Below are 14237 nucleotides of genomic sequence, written 5' to 3'. Positions count from 1 at the left end.
TCACGAATACGGTGCGAAATGTTAATCCCGAGTGACCGCGGAAACTCCTGCGGTCATACGACACCTACGTATGAGTACGTAGGTGTCGGCATCCTGCAGCGAGGTGCATCAGCACCATTACATCGTCGCGCCCAGCACCCAGGGCGCGAACTCGGCGCCGCCGAAATCAAAGCTCTCGCTCTTGGTGGGCTGGCCCGAGGCGGTCTTGAGGATGAGCTCGAAGATGCGCTGGCCGCATTGTTCGACGCTCTCCTCGCCTTCGAGGATGGTGCCGCAATTGACGTCCATGTCCTCTTCCATGCGCTTGTACATGGGCGTGTTGGTGGCGAGCTTGATCGAGGGCGCCGGCTTGCAGCCGAACACGCTGCCGCGGCCCGTGGTGAAGCAGACCAGATTGGCACCGCCTGCGACCTGGCCGGTCGCGGCCACGGGGTCGTAGCCGGGCGTGTCCATGAACACGAATCCCTTCTTGGTGACGGGCTCGGCGTAGCGCAGCACCTCGACGAGGTTGGTGGTGCCGGCCTTCGCCATCGCGCCGAGCGACTTCTCCAGAATCGTGGTGAGGCCGCCGGCCTTGTTGCCGGGGCTGGGATTGGCGTTCATCTCGGCGCCCTCGCGCGTCGTGTATTCGTCCCACCAGCGCATCAGATCGACCAGCTTCTCGCCGACCTCGCGGCTGACGGCGCGGCGCGTGAGCAGGTGCTCGGCGCCGTAGGTCTCCGGCGTCTCCGACAGGATCACGGTGCCGCCGTGGCGCACGATGAGGTCGCTGGCCGCGCCGAGCGCGGGATTGGCCGATACGCCGGAATAGCCGTCCGAGCCGCCGCATTGCAGCGCCACGGTGAGCTCGCTCGCCGGCACCGTCTCGCGCTTGACCTTGTTGGCGTCAGTCAGCGCCTCGCGCACGAAGGCGATGCCGGCTTCGACCGTCTTGCGGGTGCCGCCGACCTCCTGGATGTCCATCGCGCGCAGGCGTCCGGCGAGCTTCTGCTCTTCCATCAGGCCGCCGATCTGGTTCACCTCGCAGCCGAGGCCGAGCACGATGACGTGGGAGAAATTGACGTGCCGCGCATAGCCGCCGAGCGTGCGGCGGAGCAATGCCAGCGGCTCGTTCTGCGTCATGCCGCAGCCGGTCTTGTGGGTCAGCGCGACCACGCCGTCGACGTTGGGGAAGTCGGCGAGCGGATTGTCGCCGGTGAACGGATTCTTCTTGAAGACGTCGGCGACGAGGCTCGCGACATGCGCGCTGCAATTCACCGAGGTGAGGATGCCGATATAGTTGCGCGTGGCGACGCGGCCGTCCGGACGGCGGATGCCTTCGAAGGTCGCCGGCAGGTCGAAGTTCGGCGTCGGCTTGACGTCGACGCAATAGGCATAGTCCTTCGAGAAATCACCCATGCCGCAGTTCTGCACGTGCACGTGCTGGCCCGGCGCGATCGCTTGCGTGGCAAAGCCGATGATCTGACCGTAGCGCCTGATCGGCTCTCCTACCGCGATCGGCTTGATCGCGACCTTGTGGCCGGAGGGGATGCGATCGACCGTGCTCACGCCGTCGGCGACCAATGTTCCCGGCGGCAGGCTCGCGCGCGCGATCACCACGCCATCATCGGGATGCAGGCGGATGACGGGGCTGATGATCATGCGAGTCTCCTTGGGTCTCTTACTTCACCTCTCCCCGTTCTTACGGGGAGAGGTCGGATCGCGCAGCGATCCGGGTGAGGGGCAAGCCGCGCGTTCGATCGTTAGATTAGTCGTGTTGAGAGAGGCCCCTCACCCTGACCCTCTCCCCGTAAGAACGGGGAGAGGGAAAGAGCTCAAGCCTTACCGCCCGAATCCTTGCGGGTCGCGTTCACCTGCATCTTGGCGTAGGTCGTCATCAGGCCGACTTCGTTGGACAGCGTCACCAGCTTGAAGCCCATGTTGATGGCGCGCGCCGCGCCTTCGGCGCCGCTGCAATGAATGCCCGGGTTGAGGCCGCGCTTGCTGCATTCCTTGATAATCTTCTCGTAGATCGCGAGGATCTCGGGCTCGCTGCGGTCGAGCTTGGGCTCGAGGCCGTAGGAGAAGCCGAGATCGGACGGGCCGATATAGACGCCGTCGATGCCTTCGACGTCGAGGATCGCTTCCATGTTCTCGACGGCAGTCCGCGTCTCCATCATCGGCAGCAGCACGATCTCGTCGTTGGCCGTCTTCTGGTACGAACCCGCGGTGCCGTACATGCCGGCGCGGATCGGACCGTTGGAGCGCACGCCCTTGGGCGGATATTTCGAATAGGAGACCAGGTTCCGGGCTTCCTGCGGCGTGTTGACCATCGGGCAGATCACGCCATAGGCGCCGCCGTCGAGCACCTTGCCGATGATGCCGGGCTCGTTCCAGGGCACGCGGACCATCGGGGTGATTGGATGCTTGTCCATGGCCTGGAAGCACTGCACCATCGAGAGATAGTCCTGCACCCCGTGCTGCATGTCGACCGTGACGCTGTCGAAGCCGCATTGCGCGATCATCTCGGCCGAGAAGCCGGAGGGTATGGCAAGCCACGCGTTGACGACGGCCTTGCCCGACTTCCAGATCTCTTTGACTTTATTCGCCACGTTGCCTTTCCTTCCCTGTTGCTCTCACTCGCCGCGGATCGGGTTGGGCCGCACTTTGAGCGAAAAAAAGCGTGAATGTCCATGGCTCTCGCCGCGCACGCACGCATATCTGGTTTCACTCCTCGGCTATTGTCTCGTCCGCGCCTCCGAGCTCCGCAAGGCTCCGTTCGAGCTCGCCGAGCATCTCCTGCAATTCGGCGAGCTTGCGGGCGCCAAAGCGCCGCGTGATCTCGGCATAGATCGCCTCCGACGTCGGCGCGACCGACGCCATCAGCTTCAGCCCTTCCTTCGAGATCGAGACCATGCTGCGGCGCTGATCGGCTTTCGCGGTCTTTCGCTCGATCAGGTTGCGGGCCTCGAGATCGCGCAGGATGCGCGACAGGCTCGGCCCGAGCAGGAACGCGGTGCGCGCGAGTTCCGTGACCTCGACCGCCTCGATCGCCGCCAGCGCCCGCAGGATGCGCCATTGCTGCTCGGTCAGGCCGTGCTCGCGCAGCGAGGGACGAAACTGCCGCATCACCGCTTCCCGGGCCCGCAGCAACGACATCGGCAGCGAGCGCGAAAAATCGCGCATCGGCACCTGGCGCGCGGCCGGCGGGTGACCGTTGGCGGGATCGGCGGATTTCTTGGTCATGACGCCCTTTCAAGCCGCAAAACGTTTGCAGTGCAGCAAGTCGAATTTGTGTTTGACGCATTCACTTAACATGTTAAGTATCTCGCGGCACCACGATTTGTAAGATCACGGATGGCGCTTTCCAACGACGATATCCAGGCTTGCGCGAGGCGTCTGCACCAGGCGGAGAAAACCCGCACGCAGATCCGGCAGCTCTCGCAAGACTTCCCCGACATCACCATCGCGGACGCCTACGCGATTCAGAAGGCCTGGGTCGACGTCAAGATCGCCGAGGGGCGGTTGGTCAAAGGCCACAAGATCGGCCTGACCTCGAAGGCGATGCAGAGCGCGCTTGGCATTGACGAGCCGGATTCCGGTGTGCTGCTCGACGACATGTTCTTCGCCGATGGCGGATTGGTGCCGACCGAGCGCTTCATCGCGACGCGCGTCGAAGCCGAGCTCGCCTTCGTCATGAGCAAGCGCCTTTCAGGGCCCGACTGCACGCTATTCGACGTGCTCAACGCCACCGACTTCGTGGTGCCGGCGCTGGAGATCCTGGATACGCGCATCGAGCGCGTCGATCCCAAGACCAAGGCGACGCGCAAGATCTTCGACACCATCGCCGACAATGCGGCGAATGCCGGCATCGTGCTCGGCGGGCGGCCGATCCGCCCGCTCGATGCTGACCTGCGCTGGATCGGCGCGCTGTGCTTCAAGAACGGCCAGCTGGAAGAGACGGGCCTTGCCGCCGGCGTGCTCAATCATCCTGCGACCGCCGTGGCGTGGCTTGCCAACAAGATCGCGCCGCTTGGGCTGGCGCTCGAACCGGGCCAGGTTGTGCTCGCCGGCTCGTTCATCCGTCCGATCGAGACCCGCAAGGGCGACACAATCCAGGCCGATTATGGCGCCTACGGCTCGGTGAGCTGCTACTTCGCGTAAACGAAAGACGACAGGGAGTGAAACCGCGATGCCGCATTTCACCATCGAATATTCGGCCAATCTCGACGGCCGCCTCGACATCGCCGCGGTATGCGAGGTCGTGCGCAAGGCAGCCAGCGAGACCGGCATCTTCCCGCTCGGCGGCATCCGCGTTCGCGCTGTCAGGTGCGAGCATTATGCGATCGCGGATGCGCGGCAGGACTACGGGTTCCTGGACATGGTGCTGCGCATCGGCGAGGGCCGCGACCTTCCCACCCGCCAGAAAGCCGGCGAGCATGTTTTTCAGGCGCTCTCGAAGCATCTCGACCCCGTCTTCGCCGCCAGCAAGTTCGCTCTGTCGTTCGACATGCAGATCAACGACAAGGACACCAGCTGGAAGCGCAACAATATTCACGACGCCCTGAAAGCGGAGGCCGCTCATGGATAAGCCCACGCCGAAAGCCGATCTATTCCAGGCTAACCGCGACCGCGTCGCGCCGCTGCTGAAGACTCTGCGCGCGGACGGCATCGGCCACATGATCGACGGCAAGACCGTCGCCTCGATCTCAGGCGAGACCTTCGAGACCAGATCGCCGGTCGATGGTGCCGTGCTCGCCAGCGTCGCGCGGGGCAATGCCGAGGATATCGACGCGGCGGCGACCGCGGCGGCGCTCGCGTTCAAGTCCTGGCGCGACATGGGGCCGGCGATGCGGAAGAAGCTGCTGCATCGGGTGGCCGACGCGATCGAGGACAATGCCGACGACATCGCGGTGCTCGAATGCATCGACACCGGCCAGGCCTATCGCTTCATGGCCAAGGCCGCGATCCGCGCCGCGGAGAATTTCCGCTTCTTCGCCGACAAATGCAGCGAGGCACGCGACGGCCTCAACACGCCGAGCGACGAGCACTGGAACGTCTCCACGCGCGTGCCGATCGGTCCCGTCGGCGTGATCACGCCGTGGAACACGCCGTTCATGCTCTCGACCTGGAAGATCGCCCCGGCGCTGGCCGCCGGCTGCACCGTCGTGCACAAGCCGGCCGAATGGTCGCCGGTGACGGCCTCTATCCTGGCGAAGCTCGTCAAGGACGCCGGCGTTCCCGACGGCGTGCTCAACACCGTGCACGGCTTTGGCGAGGAAGCGGGCAAGGCGCTGACCGAGCATCCCGCCATCAAGGCGATCGGCTTCGTCGGCGAGAGCGCGACGGGCTCGGCCATCATGATGCAGGGCGCGCCGACCTTGAAGCGCGTGCATTTCGAGCTCGGCGGCAAGAACCCGGTGATCGTGTTCGACGACGCCGATCTCGACCGCGCGCTCGACGCCGTCGTGTTCATGATCTACTCGCTCAACGGCGAGCGCTGCACCTCATCGAGCCGGCTGCTGATCCAGCAGAGCATCGCGGACAAGTTCGTGGAGAAGCTGACCGCACGGGTGAAGGCGCTGAGGGTCGGCCATCCCCTCGATCCCGCCACCGAGATCGGGCCGCTGATCCACGAGCGGCATCTGGCAAAGGTCTGCTCCTATTTCGACGTCGCGCGCCAGGACGGCGCCACGATCGCGGTCGGCGGCAAGGCCTATGACGGGCCGGGTGGCGGGCATTATGTCGAGCCCACCTTGGTGACCGGCGCGCACGGCAAGATGCGCGTGGCGCAGGAGGAGGTGTTCGGCCCGTTCCTCACCGTGCTGTCCTTCAAGGACGAGAAGGACGCCGTCGAGATCGCCAACGACATCCGCTATGGCCTGACAGGCTATGTCTGGACCAACGACGTCGGCCGTGCCTTGCGCGTTGCCGACGCGCTGGAGGCCGGCATGATCTGGCTGAACTCGGAGAACGTCCGCCATCTGCCGACGCCGTTCGGCGGCATGAAGGCTTCAGGCATCGGCCGCGACGGCGGCGATTACTCGTTCGACTTCTACATGGAAACCAAGCACGTCTCGCTGGCGCGGGGCACGCACAAGATTCAGAAGCTGGGGATTTGATTGTCATTCCGGGGCGCGCGGAGCGCGAGCCCGGAATCCATTCATCCACCAACTCTGCTGCGCGATGGATTCCGGGCTCGGCTCTGCGAGCCGCCCCGGAATGACAGAACCGAGGGGAAACGCACATGCCCGTACCGCAACACGTCTTCGAGCCGCCGTTCAACATCATCCGCTCCAGCCACGTCGTGCTCGACGTCACCGATTTGAAGCTGAGCCGCGCGTTCTACGAGACCATTGTCGGCCTCCATGTCGAGGACGCCGACGATAACGCCGTCTACCTGCGCGCGGCCGAGGAGCATCAGCATCACTCGCTGGTGCTGCGCAAGGCAGCCGTGCCGGCTTGCGCCCGGCTCGGCTTCAAGGTCGGCAACGACAAGGATCTCGACAAGGCCGCCGCTTTCCTGTCCGAGACCGGCCTTTCCTACGCCTTCGTCGATCAGCCGTTCCAGGGCCGCACGCTGCAATTCACCGACCCCTTCGGCTTCCAGATCGAGCTCTATGCTGCCATGGAGCGGCGGCCGCATCTCTTGCGCCGCTACGACCTCTACCGGGGCTGCCACCCGCAGCGGCTCGACCATTTCAACGTCTTCGCCGCCGAAGTGCAGGACACGATGGAATTCTACGCCCGGCTCGGCTTCCGCCTCACCGAATATGCCGAGGAGGACGGGCCGAATGGACGCATCGCCGCGGCCTGGATGCACCGCAAGGGCAACGTCCACGATTTTGCGATCACCAACGGCAAGGGCCCGCGGTTGCACCATTTCGCCTATTGGACGCCGACGGCGATGAACATCATCCATCTCTGCGACGTCATGGCCTCGCAAGGCTTTGTGAAGAACATCGAGCGCGGCCCGGGGCGCCACGGCATCTCGAACGCGTTCTTCCTCTATGTGCGCGATCCCGACGGGCACCGCCTCGAGCTCTACACCAGCGATTATTTCACGGGGGATCACGACCACGAGCCGCTGCGCTGGTCGCTGCGCGATCCGCGCCGCCAGACGCTGTGGGGCGCCCCTGCCCCGCGCTCCTGGTTCGAGCAGGGCTCGCCCTTCACGGGCCAGGCTGTGCGCGAGCCGAAATTCGTGGCCGATGTGCTGGTGGCGGACTGATGAAGCTGCCTCGTCTCGCCACTTTTTCCGTCAAGGGTGATGTCGGCTATGGCGCCGTCCTGGAGGGCGGCATCGTCGATCTCTCCGCCCGCTATGCCAAGACCTATCCGACGCTGCGCGAGGTGATCGCTGCGGGCAAGCTCATCAGCTTTGCCGAAGAGGCCGCCGGCCGCACGCCGGATCACGCGCTCACCGAGATCAGCTGGCTGCCGCCGATCCCCGCGCCGGAGAAGATCATCTGCATCGGCGTCAACTATCCCGATCGCAATGCCGAGTACAAGGACGGGCAGGAGGCGCCGAAATATCCGAGCATGTTCATGCGCTCGCCCCGCTCCTTCGTCGGCCACGACACGCCGCTGGTGCGCCCGCGTGCCTCCGCGCAGCTCGACTATGAGGGCGAGATCGTGCTGGTGATCGGCAAGCAGGGCCGGCATATCCCCGAAAGCAGCGCGCTCGACCATATCGCCGCGCTCACGCTCTGCAACGAAGGCTCGGTGCGCGACTGGCTGCGCCACGCCAAGTTCAACGTCACGCAGGGCAAGAACTTCGATTCCAGCGGCAGCCTCGGTCCGTGGCTGGTGCCCTACACGAAGGAGTCCCAGATCGCCGACATCCGCCTCACCACGCATGTCAACGGTGAGCTCAGGCAGGACGACCGCACCAGCCGGCTGATGTTTTCGTTCCGCTACCTCATCAGCTATATCTCGACCTTCGCAACGCTCGTTCCCGGCGACGTGATCGTCACGGGGACGCCGACCGGCGCCGGTGCGCGGTTCGATCCACCGCGATATTTGAAGCCGGGCGACGTGATCGAAGTTGCGGCCGAGGGCATCGGCTCTTTGCGCAACGGCGTCGTCGACGAGGCCTGACCAACAACCGAAATGGAAGTGCCAAAATGACCACCCTCACCGGCGGCGAAGCGATCGTAAGCGGGCTTGTCGCCCACGGCGTCGACACCGTGTTCGGCCTGCCCGGCGCGCAGGTCTACGGCCTGTTCGACGCCTTCCATCAGGCCCAGCTCAAGGTGATCGGCGCACGACACGAGCAGGCCTGCGGCTACATGGCGTTCGGCTACGCGCGCGCCAGCGGCAGGCCCGGCGTGTTCAGCGTGGTGCCCGGCCCGGGCGTGCTCAACGCCAGCGCGGCGCTGCTCACCGCCTTCGGCTGCAACGAGCCGGTGCTCTGCGTGACTGGCCAGGTGCCGACGCAATTTCTCGGCAAGGGCCGCGGCCATCTGCACGAGATGCCGGACCAGCTCGCGACCTTGCGCACCTATGTGAAATGGGCCGAGCGGATCGAACATCCCAGCAACGCGCCGACAATCGTGTCGCGCGCGTTCCAGGAGATGATGTCGGGGCGGCGCGGTCCCGCCTCGGTCGAGATGCCCTGGGACGTCTTCACGCAGCGCGCGGCAACAGTGCCTGCGCAGGTGCTGGAGCCGCTGTCGGCGCCGCAGCCCGATCCTGATATGATCAAGCAGGCGGCAGCGCTGATCAAGGCGAGCAAGGCGCCGATGATCTTCGTCGGCAGCGGCGCGATCGAAGCGGGTGAGGAGATCCTCGAGCTCGCCGAGATGATCGATGCGCCGGTGGTCGCCTTCCGCAGTGGCCGCGGCATCGTCTCCAATGCGCATGAGCTCGGGCTCACCATGGCCGCGGCGTACAGGCTGTGGCCGAAGACCGATCTGATGATCGCGATCGGCACGCGCGCTGAGCTGCCGGCCTCCGGCTTCCGCTGGCCCTATCAACCGAGCGGCCTGAAATCCATTCGCATCGACATCGATCCGGCCGAGATGCGCCGGCTCGCCGCCGATGTTGCAATTGTCGCCGATGCCAAGGCCGGTACGGCCGATCTCGTCGCGGCCGTGAAGAAGGCCGGCTACGCCAAGAGCCGCAGCCGACGCGAAGACATTCGCGAGGCCACCGCAGCAGCGCAAGCCGAGATCCAGCGCGTCCAGCCGCAGATGGCCTATCTCAACATCCTGCGCGAGGTGCTGCCGGCGGACGCAATCGTCACCGACGAACTGTCGCAGGTCGGCTTCGCCTCCTGGTACGGCTTTCCGGTCTACCAGCCGCGCACCTTCATCACCTCGGGCTACCAGGGCACGCTCGGCTCGGGCTTTCCGACTGCGCTCGGCGCCAAGGTCGCCAATCCCGACAAGCCTGTCGTCGCCATCACCGGCGACGGCGGCTTCATGTTCGGCGTGCAGGAGCTTGCCACCGCGGTGCAGTTCAACATCGGCGTGGTGACGCTGGTGTTCAACAACAACGCCTATGGCAATGTCCGCCGCGACCAGCGCGAACGCTTCGACGGCCGCGTCGTGGCCTCCGATCTCGTCAATCCGGATTTCGTCAAGCTCGCGGAGTCCTTTGGCGTGACTGCTGCGCGCGTCACCGCGCCGGAGCAGTTCAGGGCGGCAATGGAGAAGGCGCTCGGCCACGGCGGGCCGGTGCTGATTTCCGTCGAGGTGCCCAGGGATTCCGAAGTCAGCCCGTGGGCTTTCATTCACCCGCCGAAGCCTTAAACGAAGCGTCGTCGTTCCGGGACTCTTCCCTTCTCCCCTTGTGGGAGAAGGTGGATCGCTGACGCGAAGCGGCAGCGAGACGGATGAGGGGTCTGTCTCCGCGGATCGAGACCCCTCATCCGCCTTCCCTTCGGGAAGGCACCTTCTCCCACAAGGGGAGAAGGAAACGCGTCAGCGCGTCCTGCGGAAAGTCAGATTGATCCGCTTCCGGCCGAGCAGCGGATGCTCGCCGTCGGCGAGCGGCGCGACGCCGTGATAGGCGAGCCTGCTGGCCCCGCCCCAGACCACCACGTCGCCATGGACGAGGCGGAAGCGGCGCGGCTTGTCGCTGCGCGCGAGGCCGCCGAACAGGAAGGTCGCGGGCAGGCCGAGCGAGACAGAGACGATCGGCGCGGAATAATCCAGCTCGTCCTTGTCCTGATGCAGCGACAGCCGCGTGCCCGGCTCGTAGCAATTGACGAGGCAGGCATCGGGGGCAAAGCCTTCAAAGCCGCCCTGCTCCGCGGCGCGGCGGGCGAGATCGCAAAACAGCGGCGGCATCGCCGGCCATGGCGCAGCGGTGCGCGGATCGATGGGGTCGTAGCGGTAACCGGTGTGATCGGTGATCCAGCCGCGCTCGCCGCAATTGGTCATGGCCACCGACATCTGATGGCCGCCCGGCGTCGTCATCCGCCGGAACGGCGACTGCGCCACGATGGCGCGCACCGCGTCGATCAGCCCGCTCTCGATCGGCTTGACGAAGCCGCGCAGCAGCACGGCGCCGTCGGCGATCGCCTCGCGCTGCGGCTGCGCCTCGGCGACGCTGTCGAACAAATCACCCGTCAATCGCAGCGCTCATTTGGCATCGTGGAAAATCACACCCAGCGTGTGGCGCTGGCCGGACCTGATCCGGCTGACGCCGTGGCGGAGATTAACGCGGTAGGTGCCGCGTGTCCCCTGCACCGGGCGATGATGCACAGCGAAGGCGACCGCATCGCCCTGCATCAGCGGCACCACCTCGGCCCGCGACTGCATGCGCGGGCGCTGCTCGGTCAGCACGAACTCGCCGCCGGTGAAATCGCGTCCGGGCTCGGAGAGCAGGATCGCAACCTGGAGCGGGAACACGTGCTCGCCATAGAGGTCCTGGTGCAGGCAGTTGTAGTCGCCGGCCTCATATTGCAGCAGCAGCGGCGTCGGCCGCGCCTGCCCGGCGTCGTGGCAGCGTTTCAGGAACGTCTCGTGTGTGGCGGGATAGCGGATGTCGATCCCCATCGCCTCGTTCCAGCGATTGGCGACGGCTTGAAGATGCTGGTAGAGCGCGGGGCGGAGCTGCGCGATCAGATCGGGCAGCGGATAGGAAAAGTACTTGTACTCGCCGCGACCAAAGCCATGGCGGCCCATGACGATGCGGCTGCGGAAGTGCGCATCGTCCGGGTAGAGCGCGGCGATGGCGCGGCATTGGTCCGGCGTCAGCAGGTTCTTCAGGACGGCGCAGCCCTGGGTGTCGAGCTCGGCGGTGATTTGGGGCCAGTCGAAGGCATCGACGTGGGCGGCGAGGTCGGCGGATGGCTTCTGGGGCGATTTGCGTGCTGTTGCTGTCATGGCTGCGACCTTCGCAAAGCAGACTCGCCCTCCGCCACCCGATTTCCGATGACTATCTCCCCGTCATTGCGAGCGAAGCGAAGCAATCCAGAATCTCTACGCGGAGACAGTCTGGATTGCTTCGTCGCAAGGGCTCCTCGCAATGACGGAGGAGAGATCTCGTAGGGTGGGCAAAGGCGCTCTTGCGCCGTGCCCACGCCTTCGCAAGACGTGGGCACGCTTCGCTTTGCCCACCCTACGAGACCGTCGCTTGTGAAGCGACTATCCCCCGCCGCTCGTGTGGAGTGACCTACCCCCTCACCGGAAGCGTCACCACGTCATACCCGTGCCGGATCGTCCGCTTCAGCACGGGATCCTCCAGCTCGAAGTCGAAGCGATCCGCCGGGCGGATGCCGCCCTTGGCGGCGAAGGTGCCGCCGAACATGGCGCTGCCGTCGGGGAACTTGCCGCCGTCAAAGCCGCCCGCGATGAGGTCAGCGACCGGCAACATCGCATCCAGCGTGCCCTCCTGGTAGAGCACACGCTCGCCCTTGATGGTGGCGTAGGAGCGCAGGATCATCTTGTCCCAATGGCCGATCACGTCCTCTAGATCCCAGAGCGTCGAGGCAACCGGCTTGTCGCACATCTGCTTGGAGACCGTGACGCTGTAGGCCTCGACCTTGCGGTCGGTGTGATCGGAGCCGCAGCCGACGAAGATGCGGCCCTGCCAGCCGATCAGCACGAACTCGACCTCGCCGGAGGAATCGCCACCGGTGCATTCGATGCTGTCTTCCTGGGTCAACCGCCGCGCCGAGGCGCGGTAGTAGATCGGCGTCGAGGCCGGGCGGGCGATGCCCATCTCCTCCAGCTCGGCGATGTGCTTGTCGCGCGCGACCGTGTCGCGGCCGGTCCAGCCGGCGATGACCAGCTGGTCGATCGCCAGCGTCAGCGGCGTGGTGGTGTCCTGGGCATCGACGGTGAAAGTGAGATCAAACACGAATGACGGCCTCCATGCCGGCAGCAAGTTCAAAGATACGACGGTCCGAGCCACCCGCGCCCGCCAGCATCAGGCCGACCGGGACATCGCCTGCGCGATGTGCGGGCAGCGAGATGGCGCAGCCGTCGATCATGTTGATGAGGGTGCAATTGCGCAGCGCGCGCAGGTTCTCGGTGGTGAACGCCTTGTCGTCGGCAAGATCTGCGATCTTCGGCGGCGTATTGGCGGTGGTCGGCAGCACCAGGGCATCATAGGGCGCGATGCGCGCGTTGACGCGCGCGATCAGCGAGCGGCGTTCGTTGAGCAGGTCGATGTAGTCGGCCGCGCTCTGCGCCTCGCCGCGCATGATGCGCACGGCGACCCTGGGATCGTAGACGTCGCCCTTGGCCGTGATGAGATAGCGGTGCCAGGCATAGCTCTCGGAGGCCGCGAAGCCGCCCTTGGCATTCATCGGGCCGACGTCGTGGAACTCCGCCATCTCGATCCGCTCGATGATGGCGCCGTGATCGGACAACGTCTTCAGCGCGCGCTCGAAGGTCTTGGCCACCTCTGCGTCGAGATCGTCGAGCGCGATCGTGGTGGGCACCGCGAGACGCATGCCCTGGATCGGCCGCGGCCTCAACGTGACGATCGGCTCGCCCGCGAGCACGGCATCGAGTATGGCACAGCAACTGACCGATCGTGCCAGCGGCCCGATGCTGTCGAGCGAGAACGACAGCGGCACCGAGCCGTCGAGCGGCACGCGCCGCTGCGTCGGCTTGTAGCCGACGATGCCGTTGAAGGCGGCCGGAATCCGGCAGGAGCCGCCGGTGTCGGTGCCCAGCGCGCCATGCGCCATGCCGTCGAGCACGGACACCGCCGCGCCGGCCGACGAGCCGCCGGGCACGTGGCCCTCGGACCGGTTCCAGGCCCCCTTCGGCGTGCCATAATGCGGATTGATGCCGATACCGGAATAGGCGAACTCGGTCATGTTGGTGCGGCCGATGACGACGAAGCCGGCCCCGCGCAGCCGCGCCACCGTCGCGGCATCGTGCTCGGCCGGGGCTGAGTCATCGAGCGCGCGCGAGCCGGCGCGCGTCACCTGGCCCTTGATGTCGAACAGATCCTTGATCGAGATCGGGATGCCGGCATAGCGCGACGGCGCCGCCTTGGCCTTGCGCAAGGCATCCATCGCGTCGGCCGCCGCGAGCGCGGCGTCCTTGTCGACGTGGATGAAGGCGCGCTGGCCTTCGCCGGCGGGGTCGGCGATCCTGGCGAGGCAGGCCTCTACCAACTTGCGGGAGGTGGTGCGGCCGCTTTCGAGGTCATCGGCGAGCTGCGCCAGTGTCGGAAAATCGGGCATGTCTGTCTCACGGAATATTCGCGCGCAATCTATAGCGCTGACTCAGCTCGACACAAGCATTGTGCGCATGATGGCATGCATGCGCATTGCTGGACCGTTGACGCGCCATGGTCGATTGTCGCATCAAGTTCGAAACCGGCGGGCGCGAGGCCTGTCGCTCGGGAGACTCTTGGGAGGAGCCGCCAACATGGCCGAACCGCAGCGCGCGCGACCGAAACCGACGCCGGAAACCCAGCATTTCTGGGACGGCACCAAGGCCGGCGAATTGCGCCTGCAGCGCTGCGATGCCTGCGCCCATGTCTACTTCCCGCCGCGCCCGTTCTGCCCCTCCTGCGCCTCGCGCAAGGTCAGCATCTTCAAGGCGAGCGGCAAGGGCTTTCTCTACAGCTACGTGATCAACCACCGGCCCGCGGCACCGGGCTTCACGCCGCCTTACGCCATCGCGGTGGTCGAGCTCGACGAAGGCCAGCGGATGATGAGCAACATCATCGACTGCCCGCAGACCCCCGAGGCACTCGAGCTCGACATGAAGCTCGAGGTCGCGTTCCAGGAGCTCGACGACAAGATCACCCTTCCCGTCTTCCGTCCGGCGAAGGGGTAGACC

The 14237-nt window shown here is 65.7% G+C and carries 14 protein-coding genes; 7 read left to right on the top strand and 7 right to left on the bottom strand.

Going from position 1 to position 14237, the window contains the following annotated elements; genetic code table 11:
* Positions 1-117: 117 nt before the first annotated feature.
* The 3 genes from N2602_RS12800 to hpaR form a co-directional block, all read right to left on the bottom strand.
* Positions 118-1641: a UxaA family hydrolase gene (locus tag N2602_RS12800; RefSeq protein ID WP_260382849.1), complete on the bottom strand. Its 1524-nt coding sequence runs from the start codon at positions 1639-1641 to the stop codon at positions 118-120.
* A 173-nt stretch (positions 1642-1814) separates the two neighbouring features.
* On the bottom strand, positions 1815-2591 hold the full coding sequence (locus N2602_RS12795) for an HpcH/HpaI aldolase/citrate lyase family protein (protein ID WP_212259742.1): 777 nt from the start codon (positions 2589-2591) through the stop codon (positions 1815-1817).
* A 115-nt stretch (positions 2592-2706) separates the two neighbouring features.
* The gene (gene hpaR, locus N2602_RS12790) at positions 2707-3225 is read right to left on the bottom strand and encodes a homoprotocatechuate degradation operon regulator HpaR (protein WP_260382848.1); all 519 of its coding nucleotides are present in this window, start codon (positions 3223-3225) and stop codon (positions 2707-2709) included.
* Between the two features lie 111 nt (positions 3226-3336).
* On the opposite strand from hpaR, the gene hpaH reads away from it, so the two are divergent.
* The 6 genes from hpaH to N2602_RS12760 all read left to right on the top strand — a co-directional run bounded on the left by hpaH (position 3337) and on the right by N2602_RS12760 (position 9734).
* Complete coding sequence (gene hpaH / locus N2602_RS12785; protein ID WP_260382847.1) at positions 3337-4143, top strand: 2-oxo-hept-4-ene-1,7-dioate hydratase; 807 nt, start codon at positions 3337-3339, stop codon at positions 4141-4143.
* Between the two features lie 28 nt (positions 4144-4171).
* Complete coding sequence (locus tag N2602_RS12780) at positions 4172-4570, top strand: 5-carboxymethyl-2-hydroxymuconate Delta-isomerase (RefSeq protein WP_172784098.1); 399 nt, start codon at positions 4172-4174, stop codon at positions 4568-4570.
* Positions 4563-6101 carry a 5-carboxymethyl-2-hydroxymuconate semialdehyde dehydrogenase gene (gene hpaE, locus N2602_RS12775; RefSeq protein ID WP_260382846.1) on the top strand — a complete coding sequence of 513 codons (1539 nt, stop codon included), beginning with the start codon at positions 4563-4565 and terminating at the stop codon, positions 6099-6101. The genes N2602_RS12780 and hpaE overlap by 8 nt, the downstream gene beginning before the upstream one ends.
* A 125-nt stretch (positions 6102-6226) precedes the next feature.
* Positions 6227-7210, top strand: a complete 984-nt coding sequence (gene hpaD / locus N2602_RS12770; RefSeq protein ID WP_260382845.1) for a 3,4-dihydroxyphenylacetate 2,3-dioxygenase — start codon at positions 6227-6229, stop codon at positions 7208-7210.
* On the top strand, positions 7210-8079 hold the full coding sequence (locus tag N2602_RS12765; RefSeq protein ID WP_260382844.1) for a fumarylacetoacetate hydrolase family protein: 870 nt from the start codon (positions 7210-7212) through the stop codon (positions 8077-8079). The genes hpaD and N2602_RS12765 overlap by 1 nt, the downstream gene beginning before the upstream one ends.
* A 26-nt stretch (positions 8080-8105) precedes the next feature.
* Positions 8106-9734: a thiamine pyrophosphate-dependent enzyme gene (locus N2602_RS12760; RefSeq protein WP_260382843.1), complete on the top strand. Its 1629-nt coding sequence runs from the start codon at positions 8106-8108 to the stop codon at positions 9732-9734.
* Positions 9735-9905: 171 nt separating this feature from the next.
* Here the strand turns inward: N2602_RS12760 and alkB are convergent, their stop codons facing one another.
* The 4 genes from alkB to N2602_RS12740 form a co-directional block, all read right to left on the bottom strand.
* Complete coding sequence (gene alkB / locus N2602_RS12755) at positions 9906-10559, bottom strand: DNA oxidative demethylase AlkB (protein ID WP_172784093.1); 654 nt, start codon at positions 10557-10559, stop codon at positions 9906-9908.
* 9 nt (positions 10560-10568) lie between these two features.
* Positions 10569-11315 carry a 2OG-Fe(II) oxygenase gene (locus tag N2602_RS12750; RefSeq protein ID WP_260382842.1) on the bottom strand — a complete coding sequence of 249 codons (747 nt, stop codon included), beginning with the start codon at positions 11313-11315 and terminating at the stop codon, positions 10569-10571.
* Positions 11316-11604: 289 nt separating this feature from the next.
* Positions 11605-12291, bottom strand: coding sequence for a DUF2848 domain-containing protein (locus tag N2602_RS12745; RefSeq protein WP_260382841.1), 687 nt, complete (start codon positions 12289-12291; stop codon positions 11605-11607).
* Positions 12284-13633 carry an amidase gene (locus N2602_RS12740; protein ID WP_260382840.1) on the bottom strand — a complete coding sequence of 450 codons (1350 nt, stop codon included), beginning with the start codon at positions 13631-13633 and terminating at the stop codon, positions 12284-12286. Before N2602_RS12740 ends, N2602_RS12745 begins: the two co-directional genes overlap by 8 nt.
* Before the next feature lie 187 nt (positions 13634-13820).
* Between N2602_RS12740 and N2602_RS12735 the strand changes: the two genes are divergently transcribed.
* On the top strand, positions 13821-14234 hold the full coding sequence (locus N2602_RS12735) for a Zn-ribbon domain-containing OB-fold protein (protein ID WP_260382839.1): 414 nt from the start codon (positions 13821-13823) through the stop codon (positions 14232-14234).
* The last annotated feature ends 3 nt before the right edge of the window (positions 14235-14237 follow it).

Source organism: Bradyrhizobium sp. NC92, assembly GCF_025200865.1.
In the GTDB taxonomy this organism is placed as follows: Bacteria; Pseudomonadota; Alphaproteobacteria; order Rhizobiales; family Xanthobacteraceae; genus Bradyrhizobium.
This window is presented reverse-complemented; position numbering and strand designations above follow the sequence as displayed.